We start from the raw sequence: 25,029 nt of genomic DNA on the forward strand, positions 1-25,029 counted from the left end.
ATTCCCGTACTAATCATAGCCGAAACGTTAGTTGTAATTAACAAAAACAAAAAAAATGAATAAAAAAATTTTGAGCGCTAAACATTGGCAATTATTTACATTAATGTTTATTATACCTATAGTATTTATTGTATTTGGTGAAAATATAATTTCAAACACTTTATCAAAAGAAACCTTTATTTACTTAAAAAAGTTTTTTCAAGTATTAAATATTGTGGTTTTATTTAGTTGGATTTGGGAAATTTTTACAACATTTCAAAATGGAATCATTGAAAAAACAAAAAACAATAGATTTAAAATATTCTTCTTTATATCTCTAATATATCTTATTATTTATAATGTTTTTTTAGAAAATATTATTGGTAGAATCGAACATAATCAAAAGAGAATACTTTTATCTTTACATATATTATCGATATTTGGAATAATTCATTCAATTTATTTTGCTGCTAAATCATTCAAGACATATAAATTAAATAAAAGGACTAAATTTATGGATTTTATTGGTGATTTTTTTCTCCTTTTAATATACCCTATTGGAATTTGGATTATGCAACCTAAAATAAATGACCTGTTGAAAAAAACTACAGCTAATCGAGTAGACGGCTCCGACTAAAATAGCCGGAGTGCGCCTCTCACACCACCGTACATACGGGTCTCGTATACGGCGGTTCGTAAATCATCACGCCAAAGCTCTTTTCACCCTTGACACTATCTTCTAATTTAGGCATAGGCTACCACTAGTGCTCCTATGCGAATTTTGAAGAGAATTACGTTCAGTCCTTCCTTACTTGTGAGACCTTCTGAGGTATTGCCTCAACTCGTTTCCTGTAAGTACTATGACTTCTGCTGACTTCTCCATATAGTCAACTCGTAACTTTGGAGACCTCCCCAGGTAATGGCATCCTCTTTCACTCAATCACTGCCGTATCTACATAGTTACCCTTTTGTTACTGTTTGGGCGTTACAATGATGTGCTTGCTTACCCGAATAACCATGCCTCTGTATACGATTTCTGTTTAGTTTATACTGAGCGCAGTCGAAGTATCAGTACCGAGTTTTGTAGTCTCGCTTCCTTCAGATGTAACCTCGCGATTACCACCCTTGCGACTTACTAATGCTTCAAGACGTTACTCCTGCGCATAAGGGACTTGCACCCTCTAGATTAATTATTTACCTTTCCGTAAATTAAAAGATGCCCATGCTGGGCACACACAATGTATATAATTAAACCGGGTTTAGTGCTTAATCAAAAGTTTTGCGTATACTTACTAAATCCGTCAAATCATTTTGATTTGACTTTAGTACACAAAAAAATAAAGGCAAACAAAATGCTTTGCCTCGTGCTAAATTGAAAGTACTCTGACTTTCTATTCCCGCACTAAATCATATACTAAACGTTAGCGATAATACGAACATAAATTATGAAAAGAACATTAATATTTTTTTTAATAATCTCAAATAACCTTTTTTCGCAAAATTTCTCTTGTGAAGATAAAGTCTCTAAACATTTAATTGATAAAGTTGAAAAACATGAATCCATTAATTTGATTCCCTACTTCTCAAAAACCGAAAATAAATGGGGTTTTTTTGATAAAAAAACAAGAAAAATAGTGACAAGCCCAATATTAAATAGAGTTCACTTTTTCAAACCTAATTTGAGATTATTTTATGAAATGAATAATGGGAATCAAGAAAATGGATGCGATGCTAATATTTTGGGTTCTAAAGAAAACTATAAAATTGAATTCATTAAACAAAGCGACTATCAAGTCTATGATGTTGAGAGCGAAACAACACCTAAAATAAATTATGAAAAATTAATTAATGATGAGATTTCTGGTTTTGAGGTAAATGATAATAACAAGATAATAGGATTTAACTCTAAGTTTTATAACAAAAAAACAAAGAAATCAATTTTAAAAACTTGGGCAATCAAATTTAAAAATAATTATTATGCTATAGTAACAGAAAAAATAAACGATAAGAACAAATATTCTATAGTTAATCAACAAGGAGATGAAATGGAAGGGTTTGAAAATTTATCAAATTTTCCAATAAAGGTATTTCATTACAAAGACTCAGATGATATATGGTTTTATTTTAGAACTGAAGCTGGAAAATATAAATTTAGGTCTCTCTTGAAAAACAAAGAAATCAGTGGTCTTTTTGATAGACCATTAAATCTAAATAACTACGCAAAGACAATAGGCTTTGCAATACTAAAGACTAACGGAAAATATGGATTATTGGATTTAACAACTATGAGCTGGAGATTAAAACCAAAAAAGAAAAATGATTTTGTGTCATTAAATTATTCATCTTCTGAAGTACTATCTGAAAACTATATAAACGATAGGAATAATATTAATTTTAATAAAGAAATTCCGATTGAAATAATAAAACAGAATAGATTGAAATCAAATGTTTACATTCAAAATTCCAAAAGAGAGTTTTACAATTTAAAGAGAAAGATAATCAAACCAAAAAAATAAATACTATCGCTAACAAGGTATAAAAATAATAATGGTTTAATTGCTAAAACGAAGATGGATTTTATAAACTCAAACGATAGTAGCGAACTGAAAAGCAAATGTATAAATCCGCTACTAATCATACACAAGACCGTTGGTGGTAATTTGGGAAGAGTTGTGTTCCAAATAAAACTTCATTCATTAATAACAATAAAAGTAAAACAAATGACATTAAGATTAATATTACTTTTTATTTTCATTCTTCCTTTAAAAATTAATGCTCAAGCGGAGTCAAAAAACATTGACCAATTTGTAAATAAACTAAATAATAAAGTCCCGAAACTACTAAACGACTTTAATGTTCCAGGGGCAGCAATTGCTATTATAGAAAATGGTAAAATAATCCTAAAGAAAGGTTATGGCTGTTCTAATATTGACAATAAAACCAAAGTTAATATTACTACTGGTTTTAATATTGGGTCTATTTCCAAAACTGTTACTGCATGGGGCATCATGAAACTAGTTCAAGAAGGTAAAATTGACCTTGATGCGCCTGCTGAAAAATATCTTACTAGGTGGCATTTACCAGAATCAGAGTTTGATTCAAATAAAGTTACCATAAGAAGAATCCTAAGTCATACTGCTGGATTATCGCTACACGGATACCCAGGATGGTCACCAAAAGACAAATTACCCACCATTGAAGAATCTTTAAATGGCAAAAACAATGGACCTGGACGTGTGGAAATTATCATGGAACCTGGAACAAAATGGAAATATTCTGGAGGAGGCTATTCAATTCTTCAGCTCATAATTGAGGAAGTTACCAAACAAAAATTTGAAGATTACATGCTAAAAGAAATACTTCAACCTTTAGGCATGAAAAATACTAGTTTTACTATTGATGATAAGATAATGAGTATATCGTCCCGAGAATATGATATGTTTGGAGAAGAAATCGATTTTGAACTTTTTACAGCGAAAGCAGCTGCGGGTTTACATACAAATATCGAAGATTTTACAAAATTTGCATTAGCAAGCCTATATAAAAATAAACAATATTCTCAAAATATTCTATCAGCTAATTATCTAGAACAGATGATGCTACCAGCTCCTGCTTCAAATGGTAGCTATGGTTTAGGGTATCAAGTAGAATCAATGCCAAAGCATTCAATGGTTTTATATGGTCACGGAGGTGCTAATACTGGTTGGCAAGCTTTATTTATGGTTAATCCTGCTACTGATGATGGTTTTGTCATGTTCACTAACGGGGGTTCTGGAGGTAAGGTCTATGGGCAAATAATTTGCGAATGGATGAACTGGGTAACTAATGAAGAATCATTAGACAATTGCGCAGTCTTACCTTCTATAGCGAATAAAATAAAAAAAATAATAGATATCAATGGTGTCAAAGATATTCAGAAACAATACTTCGAATTAAAAAATAACCAATCAGGTAAATACAGCATTTCAGAGGAGCAATTAAACGAATTAGGATATTATTATTTAAGTAAAGAGAATATTGACTTCTCACTCGCTGTGTTTGAAATATATGTCGCAGCATTCCCCAATTCTTCCAATGCGTATGATAGCTATGGTGAAGCTCTTTTAAAAAAAGGTGAAAAGAAAAAAGCAATTGAAAATTATAAAAAATCTATAAAACTAAATCCTGAGAATAATAATGGATTACAAGTATTAAAAGGATTAGGAATAACTCTAGAAAATGTAAAACAATAAAAAAACTACCACCAACAAAGTACTGTGTTAAAAAATAAGTAAAATCTCATTAATTTTTCACTAACGTACTTTTATATTCTTTATCAAATATTAACCCTGATTTAGTAATAGCAAAGGCTTGTTTTAATAACTTATTACAAACCGCTATTAAGGCTAGTTTTTTGCTTTTTCCTTTGGCTACTAATCGCTCATAAATAGCATTCAGACAAAACCTCACGTTTTTCAGCCTTGCTACTTACTAATACTTCAATAAGCCTGTCCTAAGCGTAGCCGATGGATTACGACTGCGCATAAGAAACTTGCACCATGTAGATTAATTATTTACCTTTCCGCAAATAAAAAGACGCTCATGCTGGGCACAAACAACACCTATAATTAATAAGGGTTTTAGTGCTTAATCCAAAGTTTAGAACTTTTAACCAAGTCCGCAAAATCTTTTGATTTGGCTTTAGAACAAAAAAGATAAAACAAAATAAAAAGTTTTGGTTAAGTGCTTAATCGCAAATTAATTTCTTTTAATTCCCGTACTAATCATAGCCAAGACGTTGGTAACAATACGATATTATTCTCTAAACTCAATTTCCTAAAGCTAAATACTAATTATTTTATGAAACGTTATTTACGAATTTTAAAGCCTACAAAGGTTTACAGCAGGCACGAATTATCTTCAAGTCATTTAACAACATTAGAACCAGATACTATAATTTCTTTTAATAGAGAAAAAAGAAGAGATAAAGTAAACTGGATGGAAATTTACATTGAAGATAAAAAAGAAGCATATATAAAAAAGGACCACGATAATTTTTATAAATGTCAAAATGTAATACTGGATGATGATTCGGTTCAAGGCTTTAGTGTTATTTATAAAACAAGTAAAAAACCATTATTTGATTCCCTTTTTCACCAAAAAGACACTCTAACTGAAATAGAAAATATAGGTATTATCAAAGCTGAAAGTATTGAAGATGCTAAGGAAGGTAAAAAAATAGATATTCAATTAGCATATAATAAAGATTTGATACAAGTGGATCCTTTCGTTCTAAAAAAGAAAGAGCATTTTTATATAATTAATAATGTCTTTGGTAAAAAATATATTTTTATAGAAATCGATAATCTTAAAGGCAAAAAAGGTTTTATACTAAAAAAAACTAATTATACAAAAAAAGGAGACGAATGGATGAAACCAGTTATTGTTATAATAATGATTCTAGTTGTTGGTGGATTGATTTTAATTGGCTTATCTGCTGGCTGGCTTGCTATTAGTGGCTTAATGCTTATTCCCGCTGTTATTGTTGCTATTGTTGCTATTGTCGTGTTACAAATAATATTAATGATAATAAAAGGCATTTTTAATATCATTAGAAAACGTTTTTAAATTTATATCAAAATGATCAAGAATTATGAATTGATTTCAAACTAACACAAAGCACTATTAACAATCGAATATACGACTCCGACTAAAATAGCCGGAGTGCGCCTCTCACACCACACGTACGTAACTACGTTGGTCCTTTCGTCCCTATTGCTACTAGCAATACAACTCAGGAACGTATACGGCGGTTAACCAAATGGAAGTTCGCGTATTATTAATATAATCTAACAAAGGCTTATACCCTTTTCGATTAAGCCTAGAAATTGTGATAGCAGGCTCTAAAATAAGATTTTAAACCACTCCACAACCTCCCATCCTGGTTCTATTCCAAGCATAAGCTTGTCCTGGCTCTATACCTAACTGAATCAGATTTTTACGCTTAACTTTTAGATACATTTTTTTTAAAAATATCTCATGTTAATACAAATGAATATAAACAAGAACCCGAAGTATTAAAATCCGAGTGTGTTTTTTTTACTAAATTAGCTTCTTAAACCTCAAAAAACACAATGGGAAAATATATAATTTGTTTCGAAAACTTTTCGTCCGGAGAAAAGAAAATAGATACGACAGTTTCTTCTAGCTTAGAAGTAATGGAACTATACAAAAGTATTAATTGGTTTAACCTATTAACTAAAGCTACAGATGCAAACCAAAACGACTCTGATATAGTTGATGACAACTCTTGGAATTTTTCGGTTACATTTAAAAACAACAAAAAAGAATCTATTATTCATATTCATCCACACCTTTACCCTAGTAAATCTGTACAACCAGAAGCAATTAAACTGGTGTTAGAATTTATGTCATCTAAAATAGTGCCTACTTCAAAATTTAGTCAGCTTTTTGGAGGTTCTAAAGAAAAAGCTGTTGAAGAAAATAAAACTGCAGCTACAGGTGTTTTGCAAGAAGAGACAGTAACCCACCTAACTAATTTCTTAGACAATAACCACACAGATTTACAAAGATTTAATCATCTTTCGACAGATACAATTATTGACGAAAGCTATACTGTATATTAATTCAGAATCTATACAGATGATCTTACCAAAATGTAAGCATATTTAACGGCTAAATACAATGTTTTTATAGTAGTCAAAAAATCTAGAACGCTTATTTCTCTAGATTTTTTTGAAGGTTAACTTGTTAGCATTGCTTATAAAATGTACTCAAACGCAATAAATAGCACCTATTTTAATTACAACTTTATATCGAAATATGACGTGATTTGACTTACGAAGCACTTACTCGAATGTTAAATTTTAAGCGTTGAAAGCGATTAAAAATATATTACCAAAATACTATTGAATATTAATTAAACCGCACTGTAAAGAAACGAATCTATAAATTCACTCCATCAATTTACTTCCAAATACCCGATTTAATATAACCAAAAATGCCTAATGTCAGCATAAAAATAAAAAACACAAGAATCCCTGAAATAAAAATAGGCATTTCATTTCCGTAAAACAGTGCATAAATAAGTAATGCATCAAAACCAATCATTATAAGCGGAAGAAAAAACTTAAGACCAACCACTTTTATAACTTCTAAATAACCACTCATATTTATTCCCCCTGCATAAAGAATAATGCCCGTAAATGAGAATATAAAAATCACTCCAAAAAGTATGGCTGCTGCAAGTTCTAATGCCAAAATAAACCCAAGCGGAATGAGTTTTCCTGTGTCTTCATTATAGTTTATATAATAACTATTTTGCAAACTTCCAGAAGAGAAACTTAGTTCTTCAATGACTGTAGCTCCTGATTGCGTTGTAAAAGTAACTATCGGAGAATACATCGTACCATCTTCTGTAGATTTTGAAACAGAATCAATAACTTCTGCTGTATAGTTTGTCCCAAACGGAATGGCATAAAGATCTTTAATAGCGGTCGATATTAAAAAGAAAACCAATACTGTAAACAGATTAATTGCACCAACAATCAAAGCGATATATCCAAACCCTATACAACCTGTTTTTCCTGATCGTTTCGCAATAAAGAAAGTTAATAATAGGGTTAGCGCTAAAAAACCATAGGTATAATTAACGGGTATTACTTGGTATAAAAAAAAATTCATTTTGGTTGTTTTAACAAAAATACGTCTTGCAATATTACAAAGAAAAAATTGTAGAAACAGACGACTTTACCCAATTAATAGTGTTGCACTATTAGAAGGAATCCCAAATATAGTTTTGCTTATTATGATAATATTATTTGAACATATAGAAACTATTAGACTAATCGCATTACCGCTAATGACGCATTATCCTTCACACTTTTAAACATCCACTATTAATGTTGTAAAAAATAAACCGCTTAAAGTGAAGCTATTAGAACACGTAGGGCTAAATAAGATCACTATGCTAACTAATATAACAACAAAATAAAAAGGGCTCCTTATAGTAAAGAGCCCTTTTTAATTAGTAGTATCTTAGTCTTTAATTTTCATAAGCTCCCATATTCCAAAGCCCTGTATCAGGTCTAGTAACTTGATTTATATCAACTCTTATATCTAGACCATATAAAGTCTCAAAAAGAGCATATACATCAACTGTTAAATCAATTGCGGATAAACCACTACCAACAGCCGAACTAGCCGATTGTAATGAAAAATCATCTGAACTAGTATCTACAAACAAAGGTGCGGCACTAATACAACCTTCTCCTTTACTAAAAGCGGCTTGAAAACTCTCAAGATTATGTGTAACTCCATTACTCCATCTAATTTTAGCTTCCGCATCAAAGTGGTTATTTCTAAGTGTAGATAACGTTCCTGTCTGATAACTATCCTCAAGCATAATATCAAAGTCTCTAGTATTAGAAATAACGTTATTTTCCATAATCATAGTAGAATTATAGTATCCATTTCCAATTGCAATATCACTATCTACAATGGTGTTATTAATAATATATCTTGGTGTAGCACCATTATTAATCTCAATCCCTAAACCTTCTGTTGCTCCATTATAAGCCGTACCAGTTATAGTGACATCTTTGATTAAATTACCAATAATAAAAACACTTTGACCAATAGATCCCGCACCTCCATTATCACTTGCGCCACGAATACCTGTATATACATTTGAAATTTGATTAAAAAGAATCCAAACACGATCAGGGGCATATTGGAAACCAATACCTTTAGATGGTGACCAAGGTGTGTCAATAATATCATGAACATTATTCTCACTAATAATAATATCTAAAGCATATTTTATACCAATACCGGCCTGCGCAATATTATGGATATGATTACGTCCTATATAAATATGATGCGTAGTTGCTTGACGATCTATAGAACCCGCTTCGACTTGAAGTCCTGCAGACGAGTCACTAAATTCATTATCTACCACCCACATATTGCTTGTGTAACTTTGAATAGAACATCCTCTAGCATCAATATCAACTTCCGAATCAAGCGGTCCAATTCTATGTGCTTTATTGTTATAAATAATAATATCGCTTGCTGGATCGTCAACTAAACCAACAGTACTTATCAAAATACCACCAGCAACATCAACCTCGCCTTTCATTTCACTATTTCTAATTAAGATATGATCGACTTGAGATCCTGAAACATAAGATCCTAGTTGCACACGACCATTAGAGTGAAAATAAAAATTATCCAAATACACATAACTTCCTGAAACTAGTAGTTTGTTACCTGTAATTTCGGCTCTATCATCTGCATCACCAACAATCCAAGTAGGACCACTAACACCAGCAACCCATGCATCTCCAGTACCTTCTCCCCTAAGTTTAATGTCATTTTGCACATAATTATAATTCCCCTTAACTACAACATAGGATCCTGCCGGAACAGGAAAAGGAATTGTTTTACGTGGCGTACTTGGCGTACCATAGGTATTATCCGTATCAGAGCCAACAGAATACTCTACAAAATAATAACCTGTTAGTTCTGTCTCCCATTCACTAGGTCGCTCTGGACTCTCAATATCTGGAGAAATCCAAGCATTAGGAATCCCTATAGGGGGCACATAATCACCTTCCACCTCAGAATTAGGTAACTCCTCAGTGTTAGAGTTATTAATATCATCATCACTACAACTCGTGACAACAATAAATAGTAAACAAATTGACAACAAAACTCTTTTCATACTTATTATTTTATTAATTAAGATAAATTTTAAAATTACTACTCTAACACACAAACCTAAATCGAATGTTTTTCAATAATTTATTTCTCCTCTAATGTATGCAATACAAAGCTCTAATAACCTATAAAATGAATTTAATTCTATGAACAAAAAAAACTTCAGTTTTCACTGAAGCTTTTTTACAAATTATTTTATTTTTTAATTTCCTTCTATACGTTCAATCTTAGCACCAATAGCTTGTAAACGCTCTACAATTTTTTGATAACCTCTATCTATTTGTTCAATATTATGAATTGTTGACGTTCCTTTTGCCGATAATGCAGCGATTAATAAAGAGATTCCTGCTCTAATATCTGGTGATACCATGGTTGTCGCTTTTAATTGCGAGTTAAAATCATGCCCCATAACGGTTGCTCTGTGTGGATCGCACAATATAATTTTTGCTCCCATATCAATAAGTTTATCGACAAAAAACAAACGACTTTCAAACATTTTTTGATGCACTAGCACTTCTCCTTTTGCTTGTGTGGCTACTACTAAGACAATACTTAATAAATCTGGAGTAAAACCAGGCCAAGGCGCATCTGCAATAGTTAAAATAGAACCATCAATATAGTTTTGAATTTCGTAACCATCTTTATGTGCAGGAATATGGATATCATCACCTTGTCTTTCGACAGTAATTCCTATTTTTCTAAACACATCTGGTATTTGACCTAAATCATCCCAGCTTACGTTTTTAATGGTTAATTCACTTTTTGTCATAGCAGCCAAACCAATCCAACTACCAATTTCAATCATATCAGGTAGCATCGTGTGCTCCGTTCCTCCTAAACTATCAACACCTTCAATAGTTAGTAGGTTAGATCCAACACCAGTAATTTTCGCCCCCATTCTATTCAGCATTTTACATAATTGCTGTAAATAAGGTTCGCAAGCGGCATTATATATTGTTGTTGTTCCTTCTGCCATAACAGCAGCCATTACAATATTAGCCGTACCTGTTACAGACGCTTCATCTAAAAGCATATCTGTTCCAACAAGCTTATCAGCCTCTACACCATAAAAATAATCTTCACGATTATATCTAAACTTAGCCCCTAATTTTATAAAGCCTTCAAAGTGTGTATCTAAACGACGACGTCCAATTTTATCTCCTCCTGGCTTTGGGATGTACCCTTTACCAAAACGCGCTAATAATGGTCCCACCATCATAATAGATCCTCTTAGCCCACTACCCTCTTTTTTAAAATCGGCAGTTTGCATGTACTCTAAGTCAATCTCATCTGCTTGAAAAGCGTATGATTCGTCTTTTAACTTTTCAACCTTAACACCTAAATTTCCTAAAAGCGATATCAACTTGTTAATATCAATAATATCAGGAATATTATTTATGGTTACTTTTTCTGGAGTTAATAAAACCGCACATAATATTTGTAATGCTTCGTTTTTTGCGCCCTGAGGTTGTATGTCTCCTTTAAGTTGGTGACCACCTTCAATTTTAAATGTTCCCATAAATAGTATTAGTATCGTTTTCTGTTTCGGTTTAGAGTATTATTTTTTTTGTGATTTGGCACTTTTTTGTGACTAGAAGTGGTCGAATATTTTTTACCACTTGAAGCTTTCATTAAGCGTCCAGAATCGGTCAGTGCTTCTTCACTACCTTTTAGGTTTATTTTACCATCAGATAATTCAAACAAATGAATAAAAATCACGCTGTCTTCCACCGTATCTTTATTCCAATTTAAAAAACACTTTTTCATGTGATTTGCAATCGTGTACGTCAGCGCTTCCTTCATCTCACCATCTTCCCATGTATTAGCCACATCAATCATTGTCTTTATGTTATTACCATAAAAACGATATTTGGGGAAATTTTGTGGGTATTCTAAAGGTGCTGGACGTTCTGACAGTTCTTCTTCCGAAGGTACGCCATAAGGTGAGTCCGCATCAAGCTCAAAATTAGCCATTATAAATAGCTGATCCCAAAGCTTGTGTTGGAAATCGGCAACATCACGCAAATGTGGTTGCATATTACCCATTACCGCTATAATAGATTTCGCCAATTTATTACGCTCCTCTTTGGTCTCTCTTGTTTTTGCGTAATTAATCATTTTTTGAATATGGCGTCCATACTCAGGAATAATTAAATGCTCACGCTCTGTGTTGTACTCTATGTCGTCTATCAAAATAAAAAAAGTGTAGAATTTATAAGTGTTGCATCGAAGTTTCTAATGCTTGTGCAAAATACAAAAAAAAACTAAAGACTAATCACGCCTTCTACTTTTTCTGTAACTTCTAAATATTTTTCTACAACATGATCCGGATTATTCATTATAACTCTAATAGATACACTTGTATATTTACCGTTACTAGATTCTTTTGTTCTAATTACAGATCCCATATTATCAAAAATAGCTTCGACTTCTGCCATTTTTTCTAAATCAGAGATTATAATAAATTTATATAAATATTCACTGGGCCACGTTGATGTGTCCAATAATTGTTCTTTTAATTTTGCGTAAAATTCTTCTGGATTTGGTGTCTTATTCATGCCTATTTTATAAACAACAAATATACCATTTTGTTTATATTTTTTTTTAATGAATTAATTTCGGATTTTTACACATAAATTAATTTCAATTGAAAGCAAAAAAAATAGTTATTACCGGAGGCCCAAGTACAGGAAAGTCAGCAATTATTGACGAATTAACAAAACGAGGCTACACCTGCTACGAAGAAATATCTCGTCAAGTCACACTTGAAGCAAGAGAAAAAGGGATTGAACAAATGTTTTTGACTGAACCTTTATTATTTAGTGAGTTATTATTAAAAGGAAGAGAACAACAGTACGTAGACGCTGTTAATAGTACTAGCGAGTTTGTGTTTTTGGACAGAGGTGTACCTGACGTTGTGGCATACATGGACTATGCTAAGGAAGACTATCCTGAAAAATTTACTAAATCCTGTATTGACAACACTTACGACTACGTCTTTATTTTAGCCCCATGGCAAGAAATTTATAAAAGTGATGCCGTACGTTATGAAAGCTTTGAACAAGCTAAAATTATACATCAAAATCTATTAAAAAGTTACGAAAAATACGATTATAACTTGCAAGATGTTCCTTTTGGTAGTATTGAGACTAGAGCGCAACATATATTAGACGTGGTTAAAGCCTTATAATGACGCACCCCATAAACATATTAGAACGTTATTGGAAATTTACAGCGTTTAGACCTCTGCAAGAAGAGATTATAAATGCGGTGATTGATAACGAAGATACGTTTGCTTTACTACCCACTGGTGGTGGTAAAAGTGTGTGTTTTCAAATTCCTGCTTTAGCTAAAGAAGGCATTTGCATTGTTATATCACCATTAGTTGCATTAATGAAAGACCAAGTTAGTGCGCTTCAAAATAAAGGAATAAAAGCATTGGCTTTAACCAGTGGTATTCCAAATAGGGAAATTGATACCCTTTTAGACAATTGTATTTACGGAAATTATAAATTTTTATACCTGTCGCCAGAACGGTTGCAGCAAGAGCTAGTACAAGATCGTATTAGACAAATGAATGTTAACCTTATTGCAGTGGATGAAGCCCACTGTATTAGTCAATGGGGAAACGACTTTAGACCTGCTTATAAAAATATAAATATCTTACGTCAATTACATCCAACAGTTAATGTCATAGCCTTAACTGCTAGTGCCACGCCAGAAGTTGTTCAGGATATTATAACAGAACTTGATTTTATTAGTCCTAAGGTTTTTAAGCAGTCCTTTTATAGACCTAATATCGCGTATATGGTCTTTACTGAAGAGGACAAATACTTTAGATTAGAAGCTATATTAAAAAAAAATCCACAACCCTCTATTATTTATGTTAGAAATAGACGGCTGACACTTGAAATCACACAATATTTAGAACAAAAAAATATTACTAGCACCTATTATCACGGTGGATTAAATAATAAGATTAAAGATGACCATTTAAATGATTGGATAAATAACAAAAAGCAAGTTATGGTAGCCACCAATGCTTTTGGAATGGGAATTGATAAATCTGATGTGAAAACGGTCATACATATTAACTTACCAGATAGTATAGAAAGTTACTTTCAAGAAGCTGGACGTGCTGGACGTGATGAAAATAAAGCCTATGCTGTTATTTTAAAAAACAAAAATGACGATAATGCATTACACAATCAATTTTTAAAAGTTTTACCAACGGTAGACTATGTCAAAATAGTGTATAGAAAACTATGTAGTTATTTTCAAGTCTCTTATGGCGAAGGCGCTTATCAAACCTTTGATTTTAATTTCAATGAATTTTGTAAAACCTATAAGTTTAATACCGTTACGACTTACAATACATTAAACATTTTAGACAATAACAGTATTATTACCTTAAGCAAACAGTTTAACAAGCGTATTGAAGTCCAATTTTTAGTATCCAGCAATGCGTTATTTAAATATTTAGAATCTCATAAAGATTTTGAAATCGTAATAAAATCGGTCTTAAGAACATACGGTGGGATTTTTGAACACAGCACAAAAATAAATAGTACATTAATTTCTGATAAAGCTTCCGTAAAGGAATTTAGATTAATCTCCATTTTAGAGCAATTAGAAAAAGACGAAATCATCTCTCTTATATCTAATAAAACGGATGCACAGATTACATTTATTGAACCTCGCGAGGACGAAAAAACAATAAACCGTATCGCGACTATTATAAAACAACAAAACACGTTAAAACAAAAACAAGTCAAAGCTGTCTTAGATTACGTTAATAATGATCAAATTTGCAAAAGCATACAATTGCTAACTTACTTTGGCGAAAAGGATGTCAATGTTTGTGGGATTTGTAGTGTTTGTGTTTCCGCGAAAGCGAAACCTAAAACAGATTATAAAACCGTAAAAAACAAGATAATTGAAACCTTAGAGTTTGGTGCAAAAAACTCTAAAGATTTATTTAAAGTATTACCGTTTACTGAGATTGATATCAATAACACCTTAAAAACCCTATTGGAAGATGACATAATAGTGATCACAAACACCAATAGCTACAAATTAAAACACATATGAATAAAGCTATAAAGATTGTATTTATGGGAACGCCAGATTTTGCTGTAACCACCCTAAAAACTATTTTAGATCACAAGTATAATGTCGTTGGTGTTATTACCGCTCCAGATAAACCAGCAGGACGTGGTCGTAAATTAAACGAATCTGCGGTAAAAGTATTTGCCAAAGACAAAGGTTTAAATATACTACAGCCAACCAATTTAAAAAATCCTGATTTTTTAGAAGACTTAAAAGCACTTGAAGCAGACCTTCAAATTATTGTCGCTTTTAGAATGTTACCTAAATTGGTTTGGGACATGCCTAAACATGGTACTTTTAACCTTCATGCCTCTTTATTACCCAACTACCGTGGTGCTGCTCCGATTAACTGGGCTATTATTAATGGTGAAACAAAAACAGGGGTCTCTACTTTTTTTATTGATGAAAGAATTGATACCGGTGAAATGATTTTACAACAAGACATTGCTATAGATCCTTCTGAAAACGCGGGAAGTTTACATGACAAATTAATGACTATTGGAAGTGACCTAGTTATAGACACCATTAAACTTATTGAAACAGGCGCTGTTAAAACAACACCTCAGCCAGAAGATGCCGTAATTAGAACAGCTTATAAGTTGGACAGAGACAATTGCAAAATAGATTTTTCTGACACTATCGATAATATATACAACAAAATCAGAGGTTTAAGCCCGTATCCAGCTGCTTGGTGCGAATTAGTTAATAATAACGACGTCTTAGATATCAAAATTTATAAAGCTGAAAAAGAAATAGACACACACACCTTAGAAACAGGAACAATTATTAGTGACAAATCAACACTTAAGGTTGCTGTAAAAGAAGGCTTTATAAAAATATTAGATTTAAAACTACCAGGAAAACGCAACATGGATGTTAAATCACTTTTAAACGGTTATCGTTTTGAAGAAGATGCAAAACTGCGCTAAACCCTTATTATCATTGATATTGTTATAAAACACTAAAAAAGAGTCCTCTTTATTAACAAATGCCGAAAGTTATTAACAAATCAACGCATTTCCCTTGCTATTACTTGCATAGTAGCATAATCCGTATAAATTTGTAAAAGGATTTAACAAAAACTGTTAATCAACAATTTATTAATAATAAAAATTAAAATTATGAACAAAACAGATTTAATCGATGCTATGGCAGAACACGCAGGAATTACTAAAGCAGCTTCAAAGAAAGCTTTAGAATGTGCGTTAACTGAAATCGAAGGAGCTTTACAAAAAGGTGATAGAGTTTCTTTAGTAGGTTTTGGTTCTTGGTCAGTATCTAAAAGAGCTGCTAGAGACGGAAGAAATCCACAAACTGGAAAAACTATTCAGATTAAAGCTAAAAACGTTGTTAAGTTTAAAGCTGGTTCTGATTTAGCAAATGCTGTTAACTAGTATTTGTTTAAGATATTTTAAAAAAGCCTTCAGTAATGAAGGCTTTTTTTATTTTATATCACTGATAATATTGTTTTTTAACAAAATTAATGCTACATTTAAAAAACAAATCCTTTTAAAAATGACTACAACCAAACCACAAAAAGGTGACTTGTTAATTGCTGAGCCTTCCATTATAGGAGATATGTCTTTTAATAGATCCATAGTACTTTTAACAGATTATAATAAAGAAGGCGCTATTGGTTTTATATTAAACAAGCCCTTAAATTACAATATTAGTGACCTAATCCCAGAATTAGACGCGTCTTTTAAAGTCTATAATGGCGGCCCTGTTGAACAGGATAACCTTTATTTTATACATAAACGCCCTGATTTAATACCAAATAGCGTCGAAATTTCTTTAGGGATATTTTGGGGTGGTGATTTTAGTGTCGTTGCCAAGCTTATAGCAGAGCAAAAAATAACAGCAAAAGATATTAAATTCTTTTTAGGCTATTCAGGATGGGATAGCAACCAATTAGAAACGGAGTTAAAATCTAACGCCTGGGTGGTTACTAAAAACACCTATAAGAAAGATATCATAGAAAAAAGTTATGAAAGTTTCTGGAAAGATAAAATGGTAGAACTTGGTGGAGATTATTCTATCTGGTCTAATGCACCAGAAAACCCAAGTTACAATTAGCCTAATCTTACTTTTACATTCAATTTTTGCAATAACATTTTTGAGACTTCATTTTTAAACTGTTTTTTTCTATACTTAGTTATAGGTTGTATTCCTTTTATAACATTGGTTGTAAATAACTCGTCTGCTTTTTGCAACTCAAAAGGAGAGATGGATGTTTCTTCTAAGTTATATTCCGGAATTAGCTTAATGATTTCTAGTAATTGCTTTCTTAAAACTCCCTTTAAACACCCATCTGATAAAGGAGGCGTTTTTATAGTGTTTCCTTTTACTAAAAACAAATTACCACTTAAGGCCTCAACAACACTTTTGTTTGTGTTAATAAGTAAGCAGCTATCTAACTTATTTTCCTTAGCATAAATACTACCAATAACGTTTACTACTTTATTGTTAGTTTTAAGAGTGGATATTAAACTTGGCGATAAGTAATGGTCTTTATATAAATCTACTTCGTATTTAGTTTCATTTAAAAGATAAAAATCTGCATCGATTGTCTTAACGCTAATCATAAAATTAACATCATTAGACTCCGGTAAATACAAACCACCTTCTACTCTATCAATTTGTATTTTAACACGCGCTGACTGCTCTAATAGATTATTAGCATCTAAGGTTTGCTTTATCTGCTCCTCAATATACTCCATTGTAAAGTTCATAGGTATTTCCATACGTAAAATACGCATCGAAGCCATTAACCTAAAATAATGATCTTCAAAAAACAATAACTTACCATGTACTGCTTTTATAGTTTCAAAAAGCCCATCGCCGTAAGAATAGCCACGATTATTATTAGAAATTACTATATTATTTTCTTGAAGTTTACCGTTAAAATTTATCATAAAAAAAGTCCCATTTTTCAATGGGACAAATATACTTTAAATGTATTTATTTTTAAGCAGAACCTATGACTTGTTTTAAATCAGAAATCTGATTAGTCCAAAGCATTTTAGCTTCTTCCACCTCATCTTCTTCAGCAAAATCTGTAATAATAATGGACACATCCTTAGTGATCTCGTCTACTTGTATCTTAATTTCAAAAAAATATGGAGCCTCTTCATCTACCAACCATTTAAATTTAATACGCTCTCCTGATTTTTTAGTCAGTAATTTAGCTTGTTCCTCAGAACCGTCCCAGATAAACTTGAACAACTCTCCTCTAGAATTCACATTATCTGCAAACCATTCTGATAACCCTGAAGGCGTAGAAATATATTGGTATAGTAATGATGGAGACGCGTGAACAACAAACTCCATTTCGTACTTAATTTTATCTTCCATTTAATTCTAATCTTGTTATTTTTATAATGTTCAATATATACATTAATTAATAAGTTTAGAAAAAAAATTAAATAAAAATTTTTATTTACAAAATTGTTTGTCAACTCTAATATTGTTTATATATTTGCACTCTCAAAATTATGGCGAGGTAGCTCAGTTGGTTAGAGCGTTGGATTCATAACCCAGAGGTCACGGGATCGTGCCCCGTTCTCGCTACTAAAAAAGACTTACAATTGTAAGTCTTTTTTTTTGCTTAAACTCGACTCTCCTTATCTACACAATACACTGTATATCATAAGACTATATTTAAAAAAACATTTTTGAAGTCTTTTTATTTAATTTGATCCGTGTATTATTATTTACAAAACGAAACGTCTACACCTAAATTACCAGTCTAAAACATTAATTACACACGACATTTTTTTTACATAAAATGGGATATATAAAAAAAAACCGAAACGTTAGTTTTGGCTTTTTTTTGTCCTGTATAAATAAAATATGCTATTTCAACATAGAAATCATAGTCTCTAGGTCCACCGTATCTTGAGTTCCTGACACCATATTTTTTAAAGTGAATTGATTATTATTTAATTCTTCCTCTCCTACTAAAACAACAAATGGGATATTACGCTTGTTAGCATAATTCATTTGTTTCTTCATGTGCTTACCGTTTGTAATTTTATCAGGGTACAATTCGGCATTTATTCCTGCTTCTCTTAATGCCTTTACAGCTTTCAAACAGAACAACGCTTCGGTATCTCCAAAGTTGACACATAAGACTTCTGTCGATTTTGTAATTGTCTCAGGAAATAAACCTAACTCTTCCAAAACTAAATAAATACGATCTAAACCAAAGCTAATTCCGACACCACTAACATTTTTAAGTCCAAAAATCCCCGTTAAGTCATCATAGCGACCACCGCCTCCAATAGATCCCATAGCGACACCTTCTGGTGCAGACACTTCAAAAATAGCACCTGTATAATAATTTAAGCCTCTTGCCAAGGTAACGTCTAATTGTAACTTAGCTGATTTTAAGCCTAAAGTAGAAATTGCGGTATTAATAAAATCTAATTCTTCAATCCCTTTTTGTCCTTCTTCAGACGTGGATAAGATAGATTTCAAACTCTCTATTTGCGTACCAAAATCACCTGTTAAAGTAAACAACGGTTGTAATTTAGCAATCCCTTCTTCAGAAATACCTTTACCAAGCATTTCTTCTTTAACCTTCTCTTCCCCTATTTTATCTAATTTATCTAACGCTACAGTAAAATCAATTAGCTTATCACTTGCTCCAATAACCTCAGCAATACCAGATAAGATTTTACGGTTATTAATTTTAATAGTTGCACCTTCTAGTTTTAAAGCCGTAAATACTTCGTCATACAATTGCACAAACTCGACCTCCTGCCATAAACTATCACTTCCTACTACATCTGCATCACATTGATAAAACTCTCTAAAACGTCCTTTTTGAGGTCTATCTGCACGCCATACGGGTTGCATTTGATAACGCTTAAAAGGAAACTCTATATCGTTTTGATGTTGTACCACATATCTTGCAAATGGTACCGTCAAATCGTAGCGCAATGCTTTTTCTGAAATTTTAGCTGTTATTTTATTTGAATTTTTTTCCGAGTATAACGCCTCGTTTACTTTTGACAAATAATCACCAGAATTCAAAATTTTAAAAATCAAGCGATCACCTTCTTCACCATATTTACCCATCAAGGTATCCGAGTTTTCAAAACTTGGTGTTTCTATAGGTTGAAACCCAAAACGTTCAAATCTAGACTTAATTATACTAAAAATATAATTACGCTTTGCGACTTGTTCTGGATTAAAATCTCTTGTTCCTTTTGGTATGCTTGGTTTTTGTGCCATAATATTTTCTGCTAAAGCAGAATTATTTTTAATGATTACTTCTAATTTTAAAATAACACCTATCAAAGTAGGCTTGACAAAAATATATAATACTGTTGTCTTTGAAAGCTTTTAGACGATAATTTAAACTTTAAAACCGTTGTCTACAATTCTTTTTTTTACAGAAATTACAAATTGGAATGAATGGCTTTAATGCTGGATTACTGCCGATACATAAAGGTTTTAATTAATAAGTTTAGCCATATAATTATATAACTGTCCTTTTGTAATATTTGCGCCCTGCTCTATAAGTGTAAACTTATCTAAGTTTTTATCTTCTGTGTAGTCTTTTTTGGCTTGTACAAACTCGACATCATCATGCATTAAGTTTTCTCGCAACCAATTAAAACCTTCAGTAGTTGTTAAATCTTGATCTGTTTTTACTTTGATACCAATTAAATGCATATGGTCCTCATTTAAAGCAAACAAATGAATGTCTTTAGGCGAAATATGCTCTAAATACTTTGTCTGATTTAAAACACCTTCCCAAATTAAATCACTAAAAATATCCAATTCTACTTCTGCTAATTCTGGTTTATTAGCTTTTAAATTAGTCCACTCGTCTGCTGTAATAGTCTGTGTTGCTAAAAAGTTTATAAACTCTTTATGTAATTCTTCAAATTGTTCTTTTGTTAATCTAGAATACTTCATCTTCTCTATTTCTTAATGTTTAATACTTTAGCCACTTCAAAAGGTCTATCTGTTGCAAAAAGATCTATCCCTTTATCTTTCCAAATAGTGTATGGTAATTCTCCTTTTGCTTCGGCTTGTTTATCTAAGTTTCCTAAAGTCCCTAGCATTGTTTTAATACCATGTGATTGGACCGTTTTATAAAATTCAACTGGCGCTAATTTTGTACCTGTAAACGCCAACATATTTTGTGTTGGTATGTTGGAGTGTAATAGCCAATCTAATTCTTTTTGATTTCTAGCAGACACCGATAACAATAAATTTGGCGCTAATTTGTAAGCTTCAGTTGCTTGTTCCATATCATAAGTAATAATTATAGAAACATCCTCTGCCTCTACTTGTTTTACCAATGCGACGATGGCATCAAAAGACACACTTCTTTTCTTATCTAAAGTTAGTATTACATTATTCTTTATAGCCCAAAGTAACACATCCTTTAACGCTGGTATTTTAAATGTAGTTTCATTACCATAATCATCTTCAAGATTAAAAGCTTGCAGCTCTTCATATGTATATTTATTTAATTTATCTGTTCCTGTTGACGTACGTTCTAATGTATTATCATGCATCAAGACTAAAACATTGTCTCTAGTTTGCGCAATATCAATTTCGTAAATAGCAGGAATACTATCGTTAATATATTTTAAGGTCTCTAAACAGTTTTCAGGATAGTTTTTTAAGCCTTTTCCGCCTCTATGCACACTTATTATAACTTCTTGGTCTGGGGTGTATTTAAAAGCTTCAATTAAGGCCGATTGTTTTTCTGATACGACTTCTACTTCTTTAGTTTCTGTAGTCTTTGGAACTTTAGACGGCTGCTTCTTGCAAGACACAAGTCCTATTAAAAGTAATACTAAATATAAATGTTTCATGGCTTGATTTCCGCGAAAGCGGTTTAATAAAAAATTAATACAAAAATGTTTTAAGTCTAAAAGTAAGTTGAAAAAAAAATGCGCTCCTTTTAGGGAGCGCAAATTTAAAAAATATCTATGACGTATGGACTAGAAAATGTATCTAACTCCAAATTGTGCTTGCCATCTTGATAATAAGCTTGTGTTGTAAGTAAACGTTTCTTGCACATCTCCAGTAAACTCATAAGTAGGTGTTCCATTAGCATCTAAGATTACGACACCATAATCATCACTTAACAATCCTATTGGCTGTACACTTGCTGGTTGTTGTACTACCCCCCAATCACTATTTAATAAGTTCCCAACATTTAATATATCAACACTAAATTGTATTGTATTAGTTTTACCACCACCTACATTAAACTTATAGTCCTGTAATAATTTAAGATCCCAACGCCCTCTCCAAGGCGCTAAAGCACCGTAACGCTCTACATAGTCCCCACGACGATCACTTAAATAATCATCTTGTTGGATAAAAGATTCAAAAGCCTCTGCTTGTCCTGCTCCCGTAAATTGCATCTCTTGTACTTCTGCAGTCGTAGGCACGTAAAGTAAATCGTTTAAGACAGAACCGTCCCCGTTTAAATCTCCACCGTACGTATAGTTAAAACGTCCACCTTGCGCATACTCAAAGAATGTAGATATTGTAGTTGCCCATTTATCTTTACCATAAGTGAATTTTTTACTAGCAACACCAATAAAACGGTGTGTGTCCCCATACTTAGAATCTGATAACACATCATTATTTGCATTACCAACTACGGGATTAAAATTAAAAGCATCTCCTGTGATTTCTGCTTCAATAGAATTAACATCTTTAGAATCTAAATAGTTATAAGCTACACTGGTATATAAGCCATTATCAAATGTTTTTTGAGCTTTAGCTGTAAAGTTCCAAACACGACCTTTGTTTGAGTTTGTAAAAACATAGGCATTATTACTTAATTTATCTCCTAACGTATAGATTGCTCTAGTATCTCCTGGTGCATTTAAAATTCCTGAAGGATTACGTAAGCCCCAGTTTTGTACATGCGCGCCATTAATATCTTTTGTATAAGAGATATCCCCTGTTGCCACTATACCATTATCAAATCGGTAATCTGTTCCAATATTTGTTCTCCATACTTGAGGAAATTTAAAATTTGGATCTACTACTTGATAATAGGATGCTTCTGGATTAGCTATTTGGTTACCTAACCATACAAATGGTAAACGACCTGTAAATAAACCTGTTCCTCCACGCACTTGAAAACTATTATCTCCTTTTACATCATAATTAAACCCTACTCTTGGCGAGATTAACACTTTATTTGATGGCATTTTAGTGTTATCTAAAAACACAGTTTCTCCTGTGTTAGGATTTACATATTCTGTATCTGGTGCATAACAACATGCTCTATCAATAACATCTTGTGCTTTTGAAGAAGAATCAAAGAACAATGGCTTATCAAATCTAACACCATATGTTAACTTAAAGTTTTCTGTAACATTCCATTCATCTTGAACATAAAATGCTAATTGACCCACATTTGTTTCAGCTAAAGTCCAACCACCAGCAACGCCAGCTCCATTTGCTGCTAAGCTTGCATTTGCAGCAGCTGCCTCGTCAAATAAGGTTTGTAATTGCCCTGAATCTGCAAAGTTCTGAAAATCTGCCATTGTTGTCGTTGGAAAAAACACCCCTTGCGCACCGTAAGCACCTAAGTTAAAAGAGTTATCAAACTGAAATTTCTCATAAGAGAAACCAATAGTATACGTATGATCACCTTCTACGTAATTAAGGTTATTTGAAAATTGAAAGACCTTTTGATCCAATGTATTATTAATAGAAAAAGGTTCATGCCCTGCAATAATATAGTTAGACCCACCATTTGTGATAGTTATGGTAGGAGCTGGTGTTGATAATGCATTTCTATAATCATCAAAATGCGTGTAACCCATTTGAAACTTATTAGTCACATTACCTGATAATGTAGAATTTAATTCTACTTGAACAGATTTTATGTTATTATTGATTTCGTAACCTGTATTTTCAAATTGTAATGTATTTGTGCTTGGACCTCTAAGCCCTAATGCAGATGGATGTGCTGGTTTTTGTTTAGACGCATTTAAGAAATTATAAATTACAGCTAAACGGTTATTATCATTTATGTTCCAATCTAATTTAAAGATACCTTTAGTCGAATTAGAGTCATAATTAAAGCCTTTATAACGTCCTGGATCATACCCTAAATCTAATAACGCATTTTGAACGATTAATAAATCAGACTCTAAAACACGTGTTTCGTTAATTGCGCCACTTCCAGTATTAGGAGCAAAACCATTGGTCCCTAAATCAGAACGTTCGTCCTTTTCAAAGTTAGCAAAGAAGAATAATTTATTTTTTACAATTGGTCCACCTATACTAACACCATATTGATTTTGCTCTAAATCTGCTTGAAAAACATCTTCGCCTTTTATCTGTCCTCCGGTCATGTCTTCGTTTCTAGTAAAACCATAAACAGTCCCATGAAATTCGTTAGTTCCACTTTTTGTAACCGCATTAACTGCTGCACCTGTAAAACCAGATAACGTAACATCATAAGGAGCTAACGATACTTGAATCTGTTCGATAGCATCTAGTGAAATTGGTTGAGAATCTGTTTGACCTCCTGGAGTTGCTGAATCCAATCCAAATGGATTATTAAAAACAGCACCATCTAGACTAAAGTTGTTAAACTGATCGTTTCTTCCTCCAAAAGAGTTTCCTGAAGCCGAAGGTTCTAATCTTGTAAAATCAGCTGCCGATCTAGAAATAGTTGGTAACGTTGTTAATTCACGTCTTCCAACACTAGTTTCTGCACCTGTTCTGTCACTACCAAAAGTCCCAGATGCTGATCCTGTAATAACAACCTCTTCTAAAGACTCTGCTGAACTATTCATCACAGCATCTAGATTTGTTGTTTTACCCAACGTTAAATATACGTTAGTAAATGTTTGCTCTTTAAATCCAACATAAGTGATAGATACCGTGTATGGCCCCCCAACTCTCATGTTTAATAAGTTATAGCGTCCATCAAAGTTTGAAATAGCACCATACTTGGTTCCTGTTGGACCATGAACTGCTAACACGTTAGCACCAAGTAATGGCACATTAGTGTCGTCTTCTACAAGACCTTTAATGTTTGACGTTGTGACTTGAGCAAAACTCAGTACAGTAAAAAACAGTAAAGTAATGATTAGATTAATTTTTTTCATTGTGTTGTGTTGTTGTTTTGGTTGTGTTAAATATTGTGTAGCTACAATATTTAACAAAAATATAACAAAAAAAGCCACTCTTTTCAGAGTGGCTTTAATTTTAAGA

General features: G+C 32.2%; 21 protein-coding genes, 1 tRNA gene and 1 pseudogene. 11 read left to right on the forward strand and 12 right to left on the reverse strand.

Annotation, left to right across the window (positions count from 1 at the left end):
• The first annotated feature begins 55 nt into the window (after window positions 1-55).
• The 3 genes from E9099_RS00255 to E9099_RS00265 all read left to right on the forward strand — a co-directional run bounded on the left by E9099_RS00255 (window position 56) and on the right by E9099_RS00265 (window position 4,211).
• The gene (locus tag E9099_RS00255; RefSeq protein ID WP_136581772.1) at window positions 56-616 is read left to right on the forward strand and encodes a hypothetical protein; all 561 of its coding nucleotides are present in this window, start codon (window positions 56-58) and stop codon (window positions 614-616) included.
• A gap of 808 nt (window positions 617-1,424) precedes the next feature.
• Window positions 1,425-2,495, forward strand: coding sequence for a hypothetical protein (locus E9099_RS00260; RefSeq protein WP_136581773.1), 1,071 nt, complete (start codon window positions 1,425-1,427; stop codon window positions 2,493-2,495).
• Between the two features lie 54 nt (window positions 2,496-2,549).
• Window positions 2,550-4,211 carry a serine hydrolase domain-containing protein gene (locus E9099_RS00265; protein ID WP_240788926.1) on the forward strand — a complete coding sequence of 554 codons (1,662 nt, stop codon included), beginning with the start codon at window positions 2,550-2,552 and terminating at the stop codon, window positions 4,209-4,211.
• A 49-nt stretch (window positions 4,212-4,260) separates the two neighbouring features.
• Here the strand turns inward: E9099_RS00265 and E9099_RS19410 are convergent.
• Window positions 4,261-4,407, reverse strand: a pseudogene (locus tag E9099_RS19410) (IS110 family transposase); the annotation flags it as partial.
• 411 nt (window positions 4,408-4,818) lie between these two features.
• On the opposite strand from E9099_RS19410, the gene E9099_RS00275 reads away from it, so the two are divergent.
• Together E9099_RS00275 and E9099_RS00280 are read left to right on the forward strand one after the other, a co-directional pair.
• Window positions 4,819-5,586, forward strand: coding sequence for a hypothetical protein (locus E9099_RS00275; protein ID WP_136581774.1), 768 nt, complete (start codon window positions 4,819-4,821; stop codon window positions 5,584-5,586).
• Window positions 5,587-6,092: 506 nt separating this feature from the next.
• A complete protein-coding gene (locus E9099_RS00280; RefSeq protein WP_136581775.1) occupies window positions 6,093-6,605 on the forward strand; it encodes a hypothetical protein in 513 nt (170 codons plus the stop codon).
• A 340-nt stretch (window positions 6,606-6,945) separates the two neighbouring features.
• Here E9099_RS00280 and E9099_RS00285 read toward each other — a convergent pair whose 3' ends face one another.
• The 5 genes from E9099_RS00285 to E9099_RS00305 all read right to left on the reverse strand — a co-directional run bounded on the left by E9099_RS00285 (window position 6,946) and on the right by E9099_RS00305 (window position 12,257).
• Window positions 6,946-7,662 carry a hypothetical protein gene (locus E9099_RS00285; protein WP_136581776.1) on the reverse strand — a complete coding sequence of 239 codons (717 nt, stop codon included), beginning with the start codon at window positions 7,660-7,662 and terminating at the stop codon, window positions 6,946-6,948.
• Between the two features lie 361 nt (window positions 7,663-8,023).
• Window positions 8,024-9,703 carry a right-handed parallel beta-helix repeat-containing protein gene (locus E9099_RS00290; RefSeq protein ID WP_136581777.1) on the reverse strand — a complete coding sequence of 560 codons (1,680 nt, stop codon included), beginning with the start codon at window positions 9,701-9,703 and terminating at the stop codon, window positions 8,024-8,026.
• A 198-nt stretch (window positions 9,704-9,901) separates the two neighbouring features.
• Window positions 9,902-11,218 (reverse strand): UDP-N-acetylglucosamine 1-carboxyvinyltransferase, encoded by a 1,317-nt coding sequence (gene murA, locus E9099_RS00295; RefSeq protein WP_136581778.1) that lies wholly within the window; start codon window positions 11,216-11,218, stop codon window positions 9,902-9,904.
• Window positions 11,219-11,226: 8 nt separating this feature from the next.
• A complete protein-coding gene (locus E9099_RS00300) occupies window positions 11,227-11,892 on the reverse strand; it encodes a DUF4290 domain-containing protein (RefSeq protein ID WP_136581779.1) in 666 nt (221 codons plus the stop codon).
• 71 nt (window positions 11,893-11,963) lie between these two features.
• Complete coding sequence (locus E9099_RS00305; RefSeq protein WP_136581780.1) at window positions 11,964-12,257, reverse strand: DUF493 family protein; 294 nt, start codon at window positions 12,255-12,257, stop codon at window positions 11,964-11,966.
• Window positions 12,258-12,346: 89 nt separating this feature from the next.
• Here E9099_RS00305 and E9099_RS00310 point away from each other — a divergent pair, with 89 nt between their 5' ends.
• The 5 genes from E9099_RS00310 (at window position 12,347) to E9099_RS00330 (ending at window position 16,884) form a co-directional block, all read left to right on the forward strand.
• The gene (locus E9099_RS00310; RefSeq protein ID WP_136581781.1) at window positions 12,347-12,889 is read left to right on the forward strand and encodes an AAA family ATPase; all 543 of its coding nucleotides are present in this window, start codon (window positions 12,347-12,349) and stop codon (window positions 12,887-12,889) included.
• A complete protein-coding gene (locus E9099_RS00315; RefSeq protein WP_136581782.1) occupies window positions 12,889-14,790 on the forward strand; it encodes an ATP-dependent DNA helicase RecQ in 1,902 nt (633 codons plus the stop codon). Before E9099_RS00310 ends, E9099_RS00315 begins: the two co-directional genes overlap by 1 nt.
• Entirely contained in the window at window positions 14,787-15,737 is a 951-nt protein-coding gene (gene fmt, locus E9099_RS00320) for a methionyl-tRNA formyltransferase (protein ID WP_136581783.1), read from the forward strand. The genes E9099_RS00315 and fmt overlap by 4 nt, the downstream gene beginning before the upstream one ends.
• 192 nt (window positions 15,738-15,929) lie before the next feature.
• On the forward strand, window positions 15,930-16,202 hold the full coding sequence (locus E9099_RS00325; RefSeq protein ID WP_136581784.1) for an HU family DNA-binding protein: 273 nt from the start codon (window positions 15,930-15,932) through the stop codon (window positions 16,200-16,202).
• Window positions 16,203-16,323: 121 nt separating this feature from the next.
• The gene (locus tag E9099_RS00330; protein ID WP_136581785.1) at window positions 16,324-16,884 is read left to right on the forward strand and encodes a YqgE/AlgH family protein; all 561 of its coding nucleotides are present in this window, start codon (window positions 16,324-16,326) and stop codon (window positions 16,882-16,884) included.
• Here E9099_RS00330 and E9099_RS00335 read toward each other — a convergent pair.
• Both E9099_RS00335 and E9099_RS00340 read right to left on the reverse strand, forming a co-directional pair.
• Window positions 16,881-17,723 carry an aminotransferase class IV gene (locus E9099_RS00335; protein WP_136581786.1) on the reverse strand — a complete coding sequence of 281 codons (843 nt, stop codon included), beginning with the start codon at window positions 17,721-17,723 and terminating at the stop codon, window positions 16,881-16,883. The genes E9099_RS00330 and E9099_RS00335 overlap by 4 nt on opposite strands.
• Before the next feature lie 52 nt (window positions 17,724-17,775).
• Window positions 17,776-18,162 (reverse strand): START-like domain-containing protein, encoded by a 387-nt coding sequence (locus E9099_RS00340; RefSeq protein ID WP_101018077.1) that lies wholly within the window; start codon window positions 18,160-18,162, stop codon window positions 17,776-17,778.
• Window positions 18,163-18,304: 142 nt separating this feature from the next.
• Here E9099_RS00340 and E9099_RS00345 point away from each other — a divergent pair.
• Window positions 18,305-18,378: transfer RNA gene (locus E9099_RS00345), tRNA-Met, on the forward strand.
• A 285-nt stretch (window positions 18,379-18,663) separates the two neighbouring features.
• Here the strand turns inward: E9099_RS00345 and hisS are convergent.
• From hisS to E9099_RS00365, 4 genes are all read right to left on the reverse strand, one after another.
• Entirely contained in the window at window positions 18,664-20,046 is a 1,383-nt protein-coding gene (hisS, locus tag E9099_RS00350; RefSeq protein ID WP_136581787.1) for a histidine--tRNA ligase, read from the reverse strand.
• Window positions 20,047-20,268: 222 nt separating this feature from the next.
• Window positions 20,269-20,736 carry a DUF6495 family protein gene (locus E9099_RS00355; protein WP_136581788.1) on the reverse strand — a complete coding sequence of 156 codons (468 nt, stop codon included), beginning with the start codon at window positions 20,734-20,736 and terminating at the stop codon, window positions 20,269-20,271.
• Between the two features lie 5 nt (window positions 20,737-20,741).
• On the reverse strand, window positions 20,742-21,647 hold the full coding sequence (locus tag E9099_RS00360; RefSeq protein ID WP_136581789.1) for a glycerophosphodiester phosphodiesterase family protein: 906 nt from the start codon (window positions 21,645-21,647) through the stop codon (window positions 20,742-20,744).
• 129 nt (window positions 21,648-21,776) lie between these two features.
• A complete protein-coding gene (locus E9099_RS00365; RefSeq protein WP_136581790.1) occupies window positions 21,777-24,923 on the reverse strand; it encodes a carboxypeptidase regulatory-like domain-containing protein in 3,147 nt (1,048 codons plus the stop codon).
• Between the last annotated feature and the right edge of the window lie 106 nt (window positions 24,924-25,029).

This window comes from Psychroserpens sp. NJDZ02, from assembly GCF_004843725.1.
GTDB lineage: Bacteria > Bacteroidota > Bacteroidia > Flavobacteriales > Flavobacteriaceae > Olleya.